The following is a 16105-nucleotide window of genomic DNA, read 5'->3' as shown; positions in this document are numbered from 1 at the left end:
CGGAACGAGATGCCGACATTTCGTGTACGAGTTGGGCAATATCCGCTGTTATTGGAGATGTGTAGAGCCATTAATGAATTAAGACAAGATAAGTTATGGACGGCTCCTCAGGAACGAAGCTATCCGCCTGCGCTTTTGAATCTTATTCGTAATCGGGGCCTCCGTTCTAATGTCTATCGATATTGGGGCAGTTTGCTTCTGAAAGATATGTTAGCCGTGCAGACTGGGCCTGAAGTGAAACTGGTCAAGCGTATATTAGCAGCATATGCCGATAACAAAGCAGATGAAGTTATGGCTGAGTATGAAAATCATATGGCTTCACAATGTGAGGCCATTCGGGAATATATTGCACCGTTAATACAAAATTTCGACATTGCCGAGGTTGTTGAATTAAAGCTGTACCCGTTATCCACCATGCCTCCTCCGCAGATTGGGAGATTTGGAGCCAGTCTTAGCAAAGCAACGTCCACTTCCGTCCATTTGGCCTTTGGCGCACCACCGCTTCATCTATGGGAGGACTTTAACCTGAACGTCTCTTTCTTCGCACGAGGTGGCATTCATTATCTCGTTAAAGAATGGCTGCTTGCTCACGAAGACGAATATGGAGAAGTAAAGGAAGGCTTGAAGCCATATCTGATTAATCTGGTTTCGGCGATCATTTTGATTGAGGTGGATCACTTTTTCAGCACGAATATCGATTTGGTTTTTCATGAAGAAGACAAATTAGTCTACCAGTGGGCACTCTCGCAATATGATGGCAAGCTGGGGTTTGGGGATCATCTGGTTCAATATGTTCGCAGTCTGAATGCCCACTGGCCGCCTCCGCATCTGGAAGAGGTGCGGCATGAGATCCCTATGACGGTTGTACATACGATCCAGAAAAAGGTTCGAGTCTCCATAAAGGATCAGTACAATCTTTTGGCAAACACCAGATGGATTGCGGATTATTATGATATTGCAGAATCAGAGTCAGAGGACGAAGGTGAACTGGGGAGGGCGTATCTGTTTCTGGTCTTACCATGGAATGCAGAAGGTGCTGCAGAGATCTGCTCCAGGCATCATATCCAGCATAGTCATCATGAAGCAGCTGTAACGTATGACCATACGACAGGTCAGAAGCAATTCGATACGACAGATACCCTCTGTCTACTCATTGATCAGGATGCAGATGCCTCTTGGAAATTTGTTTTATTGTGCCCTTCCGTTCGTACCGAACCAGGTTATTACATCGAGACTTCTGTATTGTCACAGATTCATACACCGATTGCTTTCGTGGATTCTGCCTCGGGAAGGAGAATATTATGAGCCGTGTACATGCCGGGTTTGCCCAGATGTGGATGATCGTCCGGGCAGGAGATCGGGCCATATGGGCATTGTTAGCACTTATTTTTGCACTCGGCGTGTGGCCTGGTTTCATGGTATGGGCGATCAAGCATTCAGTCAATCAACTGGCTAACGGCGACCGCAATGCCTCTTTAGCTTACATAGGTATTATTGCTGGGGCTGGCACGATTGCGATTCTGCTCAACGTGATACAGCCTTATTTTCTTAGAAAAGTAAAAGATCACGTCTATCACAATCTATCTATCCGTTTATTTGACAACGTGAATCGCAGAACAGAGAATGAGTTGCTCCAGGCGACAACGCGAAACCGAATATCAAGCACTTCGGAATCCGTCAACTCGATCTATCACGGTGGACTGGACGGGTTGACGGCTTTACTCCAGGTCATTATAACGGGATTCTCCCTGACATGGATTTTGCTAGTAGTAGCATGGTGGGCGCCACTGCTGATTCTCGCTGGAACGGTGCTTAATGTGTGGCTCATGAAAAAGGCAGCAGCTACTGAATCGGATTTTCTGCAGAGCATCTCGGAAACAACGAGGCTTGAGGGAACGTTTCTGGACTTGCTGACCACGTTTAAATCTGCCAAAGAAATGCGTATTTTTGGTATATCCAGTTGGGTGAAAGGTAAATGGCAGGCAGAGCAGATTCGAATCGCACGGTTAACGATCAGACAAATGGTCAAGACCGGATTTTACAGGCTGGCAGGTCAACTCGGCAGTGGGGTTGTGACAACCATTGTATTGCTGGTGGGGCTATGGAAACTTTGGCAAGGTACCTTGCATCCGGGCGAAGTCGCGGCATTGCTTATCGGAGGACTGCATCTGGAACAGTTGCTGGGTCTGGTGCTCACTCAAGGCAAGCACTGGCTAGGACGGAAAATATTTTTGGCGGAGTTGATTGAGCAGCCTGCAGAGGAACAGCCGAACAAGACTGCAGACCCGGTTAAGGGGACTTTTGCAAACACAGCTGTTGCCAGAAGTGCAGACACAACTCCAGATGCGGGGATGGATACAGTCACAGTCACAGGCGCAGTTAACTGCACAAATAATGATATCCATTCTACCTATGCAATATCTGTTCGCCAATTAACGTTCAGTTATGACGGAGAACAGGATGTACTGAAAAATATCAACTTCGATGTGGAACGCGGAGCCAAGGTGGCGATCGTTGGCGCTAACGGCTCAGGCAAAAGCACCTTGATGCTGATGCTTGCGGGGCTATTGAAGCCGGATCAGGGTTCCGTAGCGTCGGAGGATGTAGGTGGCTTCTGCTTGCAAGACTACGGACGTTATAAGCTATCCGCTGCCGAGAATGTGTATCTGGGTGACATCACTCGTAAGGAGCATACCGATGGCATGATGGAAGCGTTGAAGCTGACCAATGCCCAATTTGTAAACACGCTGCCACAAGGGTTGCAAACCGAACTGTGGCCGGAAGTCGGAGGAGCCGATCTTTCAGAAGGGCAGTGGCAAAGGCTAGCGTTAGCCAGAAGTATGTTCCGGGCTATTTATCGGGCAGGCTCAGTCATCATTATGGATGAACCGACGTCCAAACTTGACCCGAGTAACGAATTAAGCATTCTGGAGTCTATTATTAACCGGTTAGAGGGGTACACCGTGTTATTCGTTGTTCACCGTTTGGTAGGTTGTGCTTTTGCCGATACGGTTCTCCTGATGGATCAAGGGGAAATCCGGGACTATGGAACGCATGACGGACTGCTTGAAAGAAGCCAACCTTATCAAGCGATGTGGAAAGCTTCTTCTTCTTTTATGGAGACGATGAAGGAAGAGGAAGGAGGGGACGTGGCCTAATGTGGTTGACCAAGGTAAAGAACAAACGAAAGCTGTTACCGTGGATTGCATTTGCTCTCTCTGTGACCCTGTTCAAAGGCATATTGCCAGCCGTTCGCATTTTTCTATTCGGATATGCCGTTCAGCAGGTGATTACCGGGGTGGATCTCGATCGCATGATTATGCTGATGGCCTGGTTTGCAGCGGCAACCATCGGAGAGAAATTGATGGATTCGTTATACGGCATTGCGCTGGAGGGATTACGTGTTCACTTGGGGCGAGCCGCCAAAGAGCTGTATATCGATCAATACAATAAAGTGCCCTACCAGAAACTTCTCGATGCCTCGTTCTCCGAATCTGCGGAGAAGGCAGCGAACGGTCTGGATCGTGGACATCGCGTTCTCACACTTGCGCTGGATGTTCTTAGTGCCGCAGTTACTCTGATCAGCTTGGGTACAGCGCTGTGGTTTGTCACGAAAATCGGGTGTCTGGTGATGATGGTGACCTTTGCTTTTGTTGTATTCAAACAATACAAGTTGGGGCGTCAGATGTTTAACGTGGAGAATCAGCTGTCAGGGCAGCGTATCCGCGAAAATTATTACCGCAGCACCGTCATGGATTTTCAACTGGGTAAGGAACGCAAGTTTTTTGGATACTCCCCACACATTGTGAGTCTTTGGAGAAATACATTTACTGACATCAGCAAGACCCATCAATCCTTTCTCCTTACTTCTCAAAAGACATCAGGAGTGATGCAGATCGGTCAGCTTCTTCTCATCTCTGCGGCCTATATGGTATCCATTCTGACAGCCAGTTCTTCTATCGGCGGTTTAATCATCGCCTTTCAACTGATTGATGAATTGCTTGGCAAAGCCAATGCATTTGTACTGGAGCTGCGTATGTTTACCAGTGAATTACTCACCGCATCCAATCTCTCTCGTTTTCTAGCCACGGATACGGCAGATCACGTCGAGACCACTGCCAAGGAAGCTGACAAAGAAATCGAACTGAATGGAGTTGGATTCTCCTATCCCAATAGCAGCAAACCTGTGCTGACGGATGTGACGATGCATTTTCGTACTGGAGAGCTCGTCGGGCTGGTGGGGGAGAATGGGGTTGGTAAAACAACATTGTGCAATCTGATCTGTGGCTTGCTTGAGCCTTCCGAAGGCCAGATTTGGATGGATGGAAAACCGAGCTTGCATACGGACAGACTACGTACAATCTCTGTTGCTTATGCTGACTTTGCCCGATTACCGCTGAGTATTCAGCAAAATGTTGGGCTTCATCGGGAGTGGAGTGAGGCTGCGCAGCAGCTTGTACAGGATATCACCGAGCGAAGTGGAGGCAAACGACTGGGTGCAGGATATACAGACGGAACGGAGCTGTCGGGCGGACAATGGCAACGTGTGGCAGTTGCACGGGCGATGGCTAATACCCAGACGATGCTGATTCTGGATGAACCTACAGCTGCAATGGATCCGGTGATGGAAGAAAGTGTCGTTCGGAGTGTCAAACAATTTGCAGCTCAGGGTAAAGCTGCTCTGCTGATTGCGCATCGAGTCAGCACAGTTATGCATTGTGACAGGGTCTATGTGATGGCGGATGGACAGATTGTGCAAGAAGGTGTACCGCTCAGACTGCTGGAGGAAGATGGCGTATTTCGGGAGATGTACGGTGCACAGGTGGCTTTGCTGAGGAAGCAGGGAATGACCGCATCCGCCGGATGATAGACGAAAGCCAGGGAAAGGGGAAATATCAATGAAGATACTCGTTGTCTCACGTGGAAACGGATTTGGACATGCGAAGCGCGATGTGCTTGTTGCCCAGCGGCTTATTCAGTTAAATCATGAGGTCATTATTGCGTCTTATTCCTCCGGATTTCAATATGTACAGAGGGCGTATTCAGGTCATCTGATTGATCTCGAACTGCCATCTGCTGGCAGTGGCGCCGAGCGAATTCTGAAGTTGCTGGATTTAATACGCCGCACAAAACCAGACGGCATCGTGGTAGATGAAGAACTAATTGTATTACCGCTCGCCCGAAGTTTGGGCATCCCTACCTGCTTCATCACCAATTGGATGGAAGATGAACAAGAGACGCTTGATTATCTGCAAATGGCGGATCGCATCGCGATTGTGGATCAGCAGGAACACTGGATGTTCCCTGCATCGGATTCGATTCGGGAGAAGCTGCATTTTGTGGGTCCAGTGGTCGAGGTGCCTGAAAGGACAGAGGTCAGGGAGAATAAAATCATCATAACGTCAGGATCAGCGACGATTGCGGACGTTCCCTTTTTCAAAAAAGCGATAGCGGATCTGAAGGGGGAAACGGACTATATCAAGCTGGTGTACAGCGGCACATTGACCAGATCATTGCAGCGGCTCGGGGATGAAACGACACAGTTTATTGCTGACCCGGGCTCTTTTATGGACGAAGTGAGGGATAGCTCCCTGGTGGTGTGCAGAGGGGGTCATACCACGTTGTGGGAATTGGCTTCGCTGGGTGTACCCGCTATCGCAGTTCCCCGGCGGGAAGAAGTGAACCCCTACAACATTGTGTATGCTAGGCAAATGGCAGAAAGAGGTTATATCCGGTGGCTAGAGGAGTCAGAGATGGATCAAGGCCTTATTTCTACGTATGCCAGTGAGATTTTACGTGGAAAGACACAGCTTCAAACCTATGCTTACGATGGTACAGCATTGGATCATCTGACCTCTTGCGTTCTGGAAAGCTTTTCACTTCAGCTTGCGGAGAAGCTGTTATGAACGTTACGGTCATTATCCCGGTATACGGCAAACCGGATGTGTTGCATCTTACTTTGCAAGCGCTTGCCGGTCAGCATTACTCAGACTTTTCCGTCTGGCTAGTGGATCAAGGAGGAACGATTTCTTTTGAACCGTTCAGGGATGCCTTTGAAGACAAGCTGCGTATTCATTATATCGACACTCCGGCACATACAACGGTATCCGCCAAACGAAACAGGGCGATTCGCGAATCCGCGGAGGATGTGGTTATTTTTTTGGATGCAGATACGATTGTGTGTGCTGATTTTGTTGGTGAACATATGGCAATGCAGTGTTCCGGGCATGATGTCGTGATTGGTTATATTTATGGGAAGAAGGGCATGCACCGGGAAGAGCTGAATTATGAGGGGAAGCTGGAGCTTGAAGCTTTTATGAGATGGTTCGAACATGAATCCGGACACATGCCAGACGAGCGTGAGAAATATTATGAGTCGGTGCAGGATCAGCTGATGCAGCTGCAGTGGCCTTGGGCTGTATTCTGGTCAGGAAATATCTCTGTTTCCCGAATAGCATTGCAGCGCGCAGGCGGATTTGAGCACAGGTTCAAAGGCTGGGGCATTGAGGATATCGAGGTCGGATACAGACTTGTGCAATCAGGATATACACTCCATTTAAGCCGGTCGGCTTGGGCTGTACATGTGCCACATGAGGTGGATGAGGCGCAGCGAATGCGAGATCAGGCGGTGAATGCCAGAATGTTTTTGCGAAAATATCCTGGAATGGAGATTGAATTATTCCTTCTCAAGCTGCATGACTGGAAGAAGGATTCAGTGACAGCTACAACCACCACGGCAAGCACAGCCGTAGCCATAACCGACACCCTCGTTCAGGAGGATGCACTGACCCATGTGATGCAGAAGGTTATACAGACGGTCACTTCAAGCTATGGTACTCATTTTTTAATGATAGGTTATGATGCCGAGCTGTTTGCGTTATCGCAAGTGAGTACACTGATCGACCCCAGAGAGGTGAGCGAAGGGCTGATGAATGTCTCTGGAAAAAAGGTCTACAGGCTTGCCGGGAGCTGCATGCCGTTTGATACATTGTCTTTCGATGGCTGTATCATCACTCCAGTGTGGACGATGTACAGAGCGGAGATGATTCCCCATCTTCTCATGGAAGCGTTGAGAACCTCGTCTGTATGTTATTGCTTAAGTCCAAGAACGGAAATTCTTCCTCTGCTAGCAACCCTCACTTCTTTGAAAAAACGGGGCAGAGACATCGAATACAACATTGTGGATGTCGTGGATCGAAATATGAAACTGGTTACGTGCACAGACCGTGGAATGGTTCAAGTTCAGGAAGGAGGCATGTTAGATGACCCAAGGAGTCACCGTCATCATTCCTACATATAATCACTCCGATTTGCTGGAGCGCACGCTTGTATGCCTGAAGCATCAGGAGGCGGACACATCCTTATTCGAGGTCATTGTATGTGATGACGGGTCAAGTGATCATACGAAGGATGTCGCCTGTTCCTTTGAAGACGATCTGGATCTGAGATACTGTTACCAGAAGGATTTGGGGTTTCGGGCAGGGACAGCACGGAACATGGGGCTGCATCTGGCTAAACATGAGATATGTGTATATCTGGATACCGGCGTACTGATCGGTGCGGATATGATTCTTAATGTCATTCAATTTCATCAATGTCACGAACATACGGTTGGACTCGGCACAGTTCATGGCATGAATCAAAAGGATCACGAGCAACCGCTCGCCAAATACTTGCAATCCATCGCTTCCTCGGAGCATCCTGAGGCCTGTTTGCGGAATCCGATGCTGAAGGCTTATCCTGACTCCAGACAATTGCAGTTTGATTTTTATGAAAATGATCTGGATCGCAGTTCTGCTCCATGGACGATGTTTTGGACAAGCATGGTTTCGGTGGAGACCAGTTTGCTGAGACAGGTGGGCGGATTCGATGAGTCGTTCCATGGCTGGGGACACGAGGATCTGGAGCTAGGTTACCGCCTCTGGAAGGCAGGGTTGCATTTCCGGGCAGACCCTTCACTCCGTGCGTTACATTTGCCACATGAGCAGTTTAATCCGGTAGAGATGACTAGCCGAAAGAATCATTTGCATTTTGTGAAGCTACATCAGGAGCTTCCCGTGGAGCTGTCCTATGTGAATCAAAACTTTGTTTATGAAATGTTGCTTGCACAGTTTAATGTTGCGGATCAACATCTGCCGCAAGATTACAAAGACATTGATCGGGCCCTGCTTGGTTTGCGGGAAGAAGGCAGACATTTGGCTGTCGGGTATATCACTCCCGCGTTTGCAGACAGGTTGAATATCACCGATGTATTTGCATGCAATCAGAAGAATACCGAGATTATTCGTACAGAGAGACCGGACGTTCATACGGCCTACAAAGCAGGGTTTGTCAATTTTTGTGAGGAAGATACGTACGAAACGGCAATCGTTACAGATATCTGGAAGGTCATTCCGCTTACACTGTTAATCGTGTTTCTGGATGAGATGCTGCGGATTGCTAAACGAGTGTATCTGCTGGATACAGCGGGTGTACAGCTCGAAAATCTTCCTATTGTGGGGGAACAGCTGCCAACCGGATTTCATTCTGAGTTACTTGGGCGTACGAGCAAGACAGCGGTGTTTGGCATAACTCGTCTGGCTCAGCAGCTGGATGCCGAGGTAAACAACCTGTGAACGGGACAGGTTGTTTTTCGTTTTTATTTTCAATACAATCAGTAAGATTAGTGTAATACAAATTCCGATGATGAACCGGGGGAGAATGAGGATGACAACGAACTCCATTGAAAATGAAAAAGAACTGTCACCGGAACAACGTGATGAATTGTTCAAGGCATTAAAGACCCGTTTTGAAAAGAATATGAGTCGTCATCCCAATCTGGAGTGGGCTAACGTAGAGGCTAAAATGGAAGCACACCCGGACAAACTATGGTCACTGCACGAGATGGAGAAAACCGGCGGCGAACCGGATGTTGTGGAGTTGGATAGTGAGACAGGTGAATATATCTTTATAGACTGTTCAGCAGAGAGTCCCAAGGGTCGCCGCAGTGTATGTTATGATCAGGCCGCACTGGATGCTCGCAAAGAGAACAAGCCCAAGCACAGCGCGGTTCAGATGTGCATCGAGATGGGCATTGAGCTTTTGAATGAAACCCAGTATCGGGAGCTGCAGCAGCTAGGAAGCTTTGACCTGAAAACATCCAGCTGGGTGGTGACACCTGAACATATAAGACAGCGGGGTGGAGCTATTTTTTGCGACCGTCGTTACGATACCGTCTTTATGTACCATAATGGTGCGGAGTCTTATTATGCGGCAAGAGGTTTCCGCGGTTTGTTAAGGGTGTAAATGGAATCTAAATTGGACTAATAGAGAGGAACGATTCGGCAGGGTGCGAATGGTTCCTCATTTTAAATTAAATTAAGCCAAGTTAAGTGAGTTAAGCTATATAAGTTGAACTATTCTTTTACACAATAACGGAGAGGACAGAAAAAACCTGAAAAAGCGGAGCTAAAAGCTTTCTGAAAGAAAGCTAGCATCGGAAGCATACGCTTCGCCTTTATCACCGGATTTTCCCCTTTGGAAAAGGGAATCCAAAAAATCTGGGGATAACCGCTACTCTCCAGGTTATTCTGTCATCGGAGTGGGCCGTGTAAAATCTTTAGTTCAACTTATATAGATCTCCTTTTTCATTTGGCTCCTCAATATGCACCATAACCCGAACCAGATAATCCTCCGCATGCTGCAACACAATCTCATCCTGCATGTAATCTTCGTAGGCATCCCCCTTAATGACATATTGTTTCTTCTCTATATAATCAAAGATTTGCGGAAAAAACTTCTCGGTATCTCCATAGTCGGCTCTGGCATAAGACACTAGATAGAATCCCTCGGGCATATACGCCTGTTCATGATGCTCTGTGGTCATATAGCTGTACATATGAGAGATCATATCTCCATCCTTGCGTAGCAGATCCGCTTTGGGGATGATGACTCCGCCGGGATAGCCGAGTGGTGCATGTTCCTTGTTCAAACGCACTCGAAAATCCTCCCATAGTTCCTCAGGAAACTCCTTTTTGGATGAGTAGATGCGGCGGCTCAGCAACAAAGGGGTTTCAGGTTGCCAGATGACGTGCATTTGGCTGGTGTTCAGGTGCATGGATTGCTCTATATTTTCCGCACGCTGAATAATCATTTGTTTTGCCTGAGTCAGTTTGGCAATCTGCAGCTGCAGATTTTCTTCCTGTTTACGCAAGAGTTGAAGAGTGGTATCTGGAGAACGCTCACCGAGATGCTGCTGAATTTCCTCCAGGGACATGCCCAGCTCTTTGAAAATATGAATAACGCCGATCGTTTCAAACTGGCTGTGACTGTAAAAGCGATAACCGTTATCCGCCACATAAGCAGGTTTGAACAGACCGATGCGGTCGTAGTAAATGAGGGTTTTTCGCGAAACCTCGGACAGCTTGGAAAAGGCGCTAATGGACAACATTTCATTGGGATGCATAAGTACCTCCAGGTCGAAAATAATGGATTGACTGTATAGTTACTATACAGTTTATAATACAGCTGTTCTGACCGCCGATCTACCTTTAGATCGCAGATCAGGGTGTTTATTTTAGATGAGGAGAATGCTTATGGTCAGGAAATTACTGCAAAGTGTACGCGAATATAAAAAGGATACGTGGCTGACGCCCTTGTTTTTGCTAGGTGAAGTGGCCATGGAAGTCATTATTCCGCTGTTTATGGCTGAATTGATCGACCAGGGGATCACGGGGGGCCAGATGAATCAGGTGACCAAGTACGGCTTGATTCTGGTGTTGTTTGCCCTGGTGTCTCTGGTCTTTGGAGCGCTGGCGGGTAAGCATTCTGCGATTGCCATGTCGGGGTTCGGTAAAAACTTGCGTTACGACCTGTTCCGTCATGTGCAGCAGCTGTCGTATTCCAATATGGACAAATTCTCAACCTCAGGGATCGTCACCAGACTGACTACGGATATTACGCATGTGCAAAATGCATTTCTGATGATTATCCGGATTGCCTTCCGTAGCCCGGTGATGATGATTTTTGCAACGATTATGACGTATCGCATCAGCCCGGCTATCGCAATGTGGTTCATGATTGTTATACCCGTGCTGGCAATTGGCATGATGCTCATCATGAAGTATTCTTTTCCGATTTTTGAGCGCGCCTTTGGAAGTTATGATGATCTGAATAAAGTTGTACAGGAAAATGTACGCGGCATTCGGGTCGTGAAATCGTATGTACGTGAAGAGCGAGAGGTATCCAAGTTTCAAGCCGTATCCCAGCGGATATTTGCACAGATGGCTAAGGCAGAACGCATTCTGGCGTATGAGCTTCCACTGATGCAAATTGTGCTGTATGCGGTGATGCTGATGATCTCATGGATTGGCGCCAAACTGGTTGTGGGTGGGAATATGACTACCGGGGAGCTGACGAGTGTATTCGCGTATTCCATGCAAATTCTAATGAGTTTGATGACGCTGGGCATTGTTGTCATTATGGTTGCCATTGCTCGTGCTTCGGCGGGACGGATTAATGACCTGTTAAGTGAACAGCCAGATATCACTAGCCCTGAATCGCCAGTTACAGAGCTGCACAGTGGAGAGATTGAATTCCGCAATGTGTCCTTCCGTTACTCAGACAAAGCCGAGAATTATGCCCTGTCTGGCATCAATCTGCGAATGGCTTCGGGACAGACGATTGGTATTATTGGGGCTGCGGGCAGTGCAAAATCCACCTTGGTGCAACTGATTCCACGTCTGTATGATGTCAGTGAGGGTGAAGTGCTTGTCAGTGGAGTCAATGTGAAGGAATACAATCTAAGTTTGCTTCGCAGTCAGGTCGCGATGGTATTGCAAAAAAACGTCCTGTTTGAAGGCACGATTAAGGAGAACCTGCGCTGGGGCAATGAACATGCAACCGATGAAGAATTGATTGAAGCGTGCAAAGCGGCGCAGGCACATGAGTTTATTTCCACCTTTCCGGATGGATATGATACTCATTTGGCACAAGGCGGTACGAACATTTCGGGAGGTCAGAAGCAGAGACTATGTATTGCCAGAGCTTTGCTCAAAAAACCGAAAATTCTGATTCTGGACGATTCCACCAGCGCCGTAGATACACGGACCGACGCGTTAATCCGCAACGTTTTCAAGGAAAGCATACCGGATACAACCAAAATTATTATTGCCCAGCGCATTGCATCTGTTGAAGATGCGGATCAGATTGTCGTGCTGGATGAAGGTAAGATGGTAGATATCGGAACCCATCAGGAACTGCTGGATCGAAATACAATTTATCAAGAAGCTTATTATACACAGACGAAAGGCGGTGAAGCACTGGATGGATAACATGAATTATGGTCAGACGATAAAACGTCTGCTATCCTACTTTAAATATTACAAATTCAGAACCGCATTGGCGCTGATTCTGGTTCTAGTTAGTTCCGCCGTCTCTGTCGCTTCAGCTGCCTTTCTGCGATTGCTGATCGATGACTTTATTACGCCGCTACTTGGAAATCAGAACCCAGTGTTTGACGCCTTGTTACAGGCTTTAATTATTCTGGCTGTAATCTACGCTGCTGGAGTCATCAGTACGTTTGTCTCGAAACGGCTGATGATTACCGTCTCACAGCAGATTATGAAGAGGATTCGTGACCGCTTATTCGAACATATGCAGAAGCTGCCGATTAAATATTTTGACCGTAAAGCCCACGGGGATATTATGAGTCATTACACAAACGACGTGGATACGCTGAATATGATGCTGACGGATGGATTACCACAGCTGTTGTCCACTGCCGTGACGGTTGTGGTCGTTCTTGGTACGATGCTGTATCTGGATGTGCCATTAACAATCGTGGTTGTGCTAGGTGCACTTGCCATGCTCTGGATTACCAAAGTCGTGGGTACTAAGGCAACCGAGCATTTCTTCAAGCAGCAGGAATCGATCGGTGTGGTGGATGGATATATCGAGGAGATTATTCATGGGCAAAAAGTGGTGCAGGTATTCGGTCGCGAGCAAAAAGCGATGGAACAATTTGCCCGCCTGAATGATGGATTATTTGACGACTCGGCGACAGCTAACAAATATTCGAATATCCTTATGCCAATCAATGCAAATCTGGCTACGTTAATCTACGTGCTTGTGGCCATTGCAGGCGGAGCTATGTCAATCTCGGGCTGGAATACCGGCTTGAGTCTGGGAATTATCGCAGCTTTTCTGAGTTTATCCCGTAATTTCACAATGCCCATTGCCGAAATTTCCTCGCAGGTCAGCATGTTTGTCGTAGCTCTTGCAGGGGCTCAGCGGATATTTAACATGATGGATGAACAGCCTGAAGCCGATGAAGGCCGTGTGACCTTGGAGAAAAATCTGGATCAGGCCGGATGGGTCTGGAAACTGGAGGACGGAACAAGTGTTGTTCTGAAAGGCAAAGTGGAGTTTAAGGATGTCCGTTTTACGTATGACGGAAAGAAACAAGTGCTTCAGAATATTACGTTATATGCCATGCCTGGACAGAAACTTGCGTTCGTAGGTGCAACGGGTGCGGGCAAGACAACCGTAGCCAACCTGCTCAATCGTTTCTACGATATTACAGAAGGCGAGATCATCTATGATGGCATTAATATTCAGCGTATTCGAAAAGCGGATTTGCGGCGTTCTCTGGGAATTGTGCTGCAGGATACCCATCTGTTCTCGGGTACGGTAGCTGAGAACATTCGATACGGAAGACTGGAGTCCAGTGACGATGAGGTCATTCAGGCTGCGAAGCTGTCGTATGCGGCGAGTTTTATTGAACGTTTGCCTGACGGGTATGAGACCTGGCTAGATGGTAACGGCAATGGACTATCACAGGGACAGAGCCAGTTGCTGGCGATTGCCAGAGCAGCGATTGCCAATCCGCCGGTCATGATTCTGGATGAAGCCACTTCATCCATCGATACACGTACCGAATCGCTGGTTCAGAAGGGCATGGATAATCTGATGCAGGGTCGAACGGTATTTGTCATTGCACACCGTTTATCCACTGTGCGGAATTCCGATGCCATTATGGTCATGGAACATGGCCACATCAAGGAGCGCGGTGATCATGAACAGCTACTGTCTGCAAAAGGTACGTATTATCAATTGTATACTGGAGCTTTTGAGTGGGATTAACGTTTAACGTAGTATTTAAGCATCAAAGAGTATACTAGAAAGCAGCCAAGATCAAAAAGGGGGTGTCCCAAAAGCCTTATAAATGGCTTTTGGGACACCCTTAAATTTTGTCACTGGTGGAGCAATTGTAGAACGGATTGAGGGCTTTGATTCGATTGTGTGAGCATGGCTTGTGCAGCCTGCAATAAAATATTTGATTTTGTATACTCTAACATTTCTTTGGCCATGTCTGCATCTCTAATTCGAGATTCTGCATTACTCAAATTCTCTGTAGCATTACTTGTATTGTTTAATGCGTGTTCCATTCGATTTTGGATTGAACCGTATATTCCACGAATACTGGAAATTTTGGAGATGGCCTTGTCTACACGAGATAATGCTTGTTGTTCAATAGCTGGTGGTAACAAGCCCTTCGTTGTCATGCCTAACTCATCAGTCTGCACGTTGAATAAGGGGATATCCATATGTTGCCCTTGATTTGCTCCGGCTTGGACCGTGAGTTTCGGTGTGATATAGTCTATGTCTTTGATCTCGACAGTTGAAGTTGTTTCTATGCGTGTAGACACTTCTATTTCGTTTGTACGTTCAAATACATCCAAATTTAATGAGAAAGGGCCGTATTTGAAAGCAAGTGTTAAACTTGATTGAGAAGGGAGGTTAACATCCCAATCAAAATTAATTGTAGGTTGTCCCCCTGAGGGATTATGAATTGCAAGTTGGGTTGGTGACAGAGATCCGAGTGAATCATCGAACGTAATACTAGCATTTGCTTCCGTTCCTGTCATCGTATATGTTGTATTCCCAGATGGCGAATTTATGGATGTTACACCATTGGGGATAAGTAGCCCATTTGCATCTTTCATCACTGAATTATCAGGTGGGTTAACTAGGTTACTTAGCTTTAAATTCGTATCCGTTGGATTTCCGTTATTTATTATATATTCGATTTGCATCGAATTATCTGGAAGTATAGTCCGGATTCTTTTTATCGATACTTCGCTATTTGGAAACCACATATGATCCCAAGCCGGAACTGTACCGGTATTGCTTCTAGATGTATACTCCACTGGTCGCATCATGCCATCCACTTCTACATTCTCACTCATCGTGCCATAAACACGACCTAATGTTTTGGGGCCAAACCAAGTTGTGTTCATTCCCGAAGCAAACCAATAGTCTGGTGCTGAAAATTGCGGATCGGTTGTAGGTGCTAACGTTTCATATACTGAACGCTCTGTATCTGTTTTAGTTGTTGTATAAGTATCCACATTATATTCGTTGTAACTTTCTCTCAAATCCTCCGAGGTTATCGGAGTAATTACATTTGTGTTTGTATACGTCTGAGTTGTAGATGACGTTTTAGAATTGCTGGTCAGGTGTCTTGCTTCTGGGGGTGTCCCAGAGGCTGCATAAACTACAGTTTTCTGTACGGTTGGAATTGTAGGCGGCTCACTAAGGGAAGTGTTTGTACTGGAACTTGAACGATCCGCCAGTATTTCATAATCATCTCTTGCCAACAAGTTTATCGTGTTATAGCTTGTGCCTTGGGAGATGTGGTTTATTTCATTCGTAAGCTCTTGAATCTCGCTTTCAATCATCAGACGATCGTTATCGGTATATGTATCATTTAGACCCTGAACAATCAGTTCTCTCTGTCTTTGTAAAATAGCTGAAATTTCTTGCAGTCCACCTTCTGCTGTTTGAACAAGAGAAATCCCATCCTGTATATTGCGATTTGCTTGGTCAAGTCCCCGAATCTGTGCCCTCATTTTCTCGGATATTGCTAGTCCTGCTGCATCATCAGACGCACTATCAATTCTTTGCCCAGAAGATAGTTTCTGTAGGTGGCCAGAGTTATTACGGGCGTTTTCTTGAATTCTCCTATGTGCACTAGTAGCCGCTAAGTTATGCGAAATAATCATATGTTATACCTCTATCTAAAGTGGAGTGATATGATTAATTTTACCATGGTAGAATAAGGATA

Annotated in this window: 11 protein-coding genes; 9 read left to right on the top strand and 2 right to left on the bottom strand. The window is 46.7% G+C overall.

Going from position 1 to position 16105, the window contains the following annotated elements:
* Positions 1-9: 9 nt before the first annotated feature.
* The 7 genes from AB4Z30_RS22095 (at position 10) to AB4Z30_RS22065 (ending at position 9285) form a co-directional block, all read left to right on the top strand.
* The gene (locus tag AB4Z30_RS22095; protein WP_441929612.1) at positions 10-1305 is read left to right on the top strand and encodes a hypothetical protein; all 1296 of its coding nucleotides are present in this window, start codon (positions 10-12) and stop codon (positions 1303-1305) included.
* Entirely contained in the window at positions 1302-3158 is a 1857-nt protein-coding gene (locus AB4Z30_RS22090; protein WP_441929611.1) for an ATP-binding cassette domain-containing protein, read from the top strand. The genes AB4Z30_RS22095 and AB4Z30_RS22090 overlap by 4 nt, the downstream gene beginning before the upstream one ends.
* Entirely contained in the window at positions 3158-4867 is a 1710-nt protein-coding gene (locus AB4Z30_RS22085; protein WP_441929610.1) for an ATP-binding cassette domain-containing protein, read from the top strand. Before AB4Z30_RS22090 ends, AB4Z30_RS22085 begins: the two co-directional genes overlap by 1 nt.
* A 31-nt stretch (positions 4868-4898) precedes the next feature.
* Positions 4899-5906 carry a glycosyltransferase gene (locus tag AB4Z30_RS22080; protein ID WP_441929609.1) on the top strand — a complete coding sequence of 336 codons (1008 nt, stop codon included), beginning with the start codon at positions 4899-4901 and terminating at the stop codon, positions 5904-5906.
* Complete coding sequence (locus tag AB4Z30_RS22075; protein ID WP_441929608.1) at positions 5903-7300, top strand: glycosyltransferase family 2 protein; 1398 nt, start codon at positions 5903-5905, stop codon at positions 7298-7300. Before AB4Z30_RS22080 ends, AB4Z30_RS22075 begins: the two co-directional genes overlap by 4 nt.
* Entirely contained in the window at positions 7263-8615 is a 1353-nt protein-coding gene (locus tag AB4Z30_RS22070; protein WP_441929607.1) for a glycosyltransferase, read from the top strand. The genes AB4Z30_RS22075 and AB4Z30_RS22070 overlap by 38 nt, the downstream gene beginning before the upstream one ends.
* Positions 8616-8706: 91 nt before the next feature.
* Positions 8707-9285 carry a DUF4256 domain-containing protein gene (locus AB4Z30_RS22065; RefSeq protein ID WP_441929606.1) on the top strand — a complete coding sequence of 193 codons (579 nt, stop codon included), beginning with the start codon at positions 8707-8709 and terminating at the stop codon, positions 9283-9285.
* A 313-nt stretch (positions 9286-9598) separates the two neighbouring features.
* On the opposite strand, the gene AB4Z30_RS22060 is transcribed toward AB4Z30_RS22065, so the two are convergent.
* Complete coding sequence (locus tag AB4Z30_RS22060) at positions 9599-10444, bottom strand: MerR family transcriptional regulator (protein ID WP_441929605.1); 846 nt, start codon at positions 10442-10444, stop codon at positions 9599-9601.
* A 130-nt stretch (positions 10445-10574) separates the two neighbouring features.
* Between AB4Z30_RS22060 and AB4Z30_RS22055 the strand changes: the two genes are divergently transcribed.
* Both AB4Z30_RS22055 and AB4Z30_RS22050 read left to right on the top strand, forming a co-directional pair.
* Entirely contained in the window at positions 10575-12311 is a 1737-nt protein-coding gene (locus AB4Z30_RS22055; RefSeq protein WP_441929604.1) for an ABC transporter ATP-binding protein, read from the top strand.
* Positions 12304-14121, top strand: coding sequence for an ABC transporter ATP-binding protein (locus tag AB4Z30_RS22050; RefSeq protein ID WP_441929603.1), 1818 nt, complete (start codon positions 12304-12306; stop codon positions 14119-14121). Before AB4Z30_RS22055 ends, AB4Z30_RS22050 begins: the two co-directional genes overlap by 8 nt.
* A 110-nt stretch (positions 14122-14231) precedes the next feature.
* Here the strand turns inward: AB4Z30_RS22050 and AB4Z30_RS22045 are convergent, their stop codons facing one another.
* A complete protein-coding gene (locus AB4Z30_RS22045; RefSeq protein WP_441929602.1) occupies positions 14232-16043 on the bottom strand; it encodes a flagellin N-terminal helical domain-containing protein in 1812 nt (603 codons plus the stop codon).
* Positions 16044-16105 lie beyond the last annotated feature (62 nt).

The organism is Paenibacillus sp. 2TAF8 (genome assembly GCF_052114825.1).
Taxonomy (GTDB): domain Bacteria; phylum Bacillota; class Bacilli; order Paenibacillales; family Paenibacillaceae; genus Paenibacillus.
This window is presented reverse-complemented; position numbering and strand designations above follow the sequence as displayed.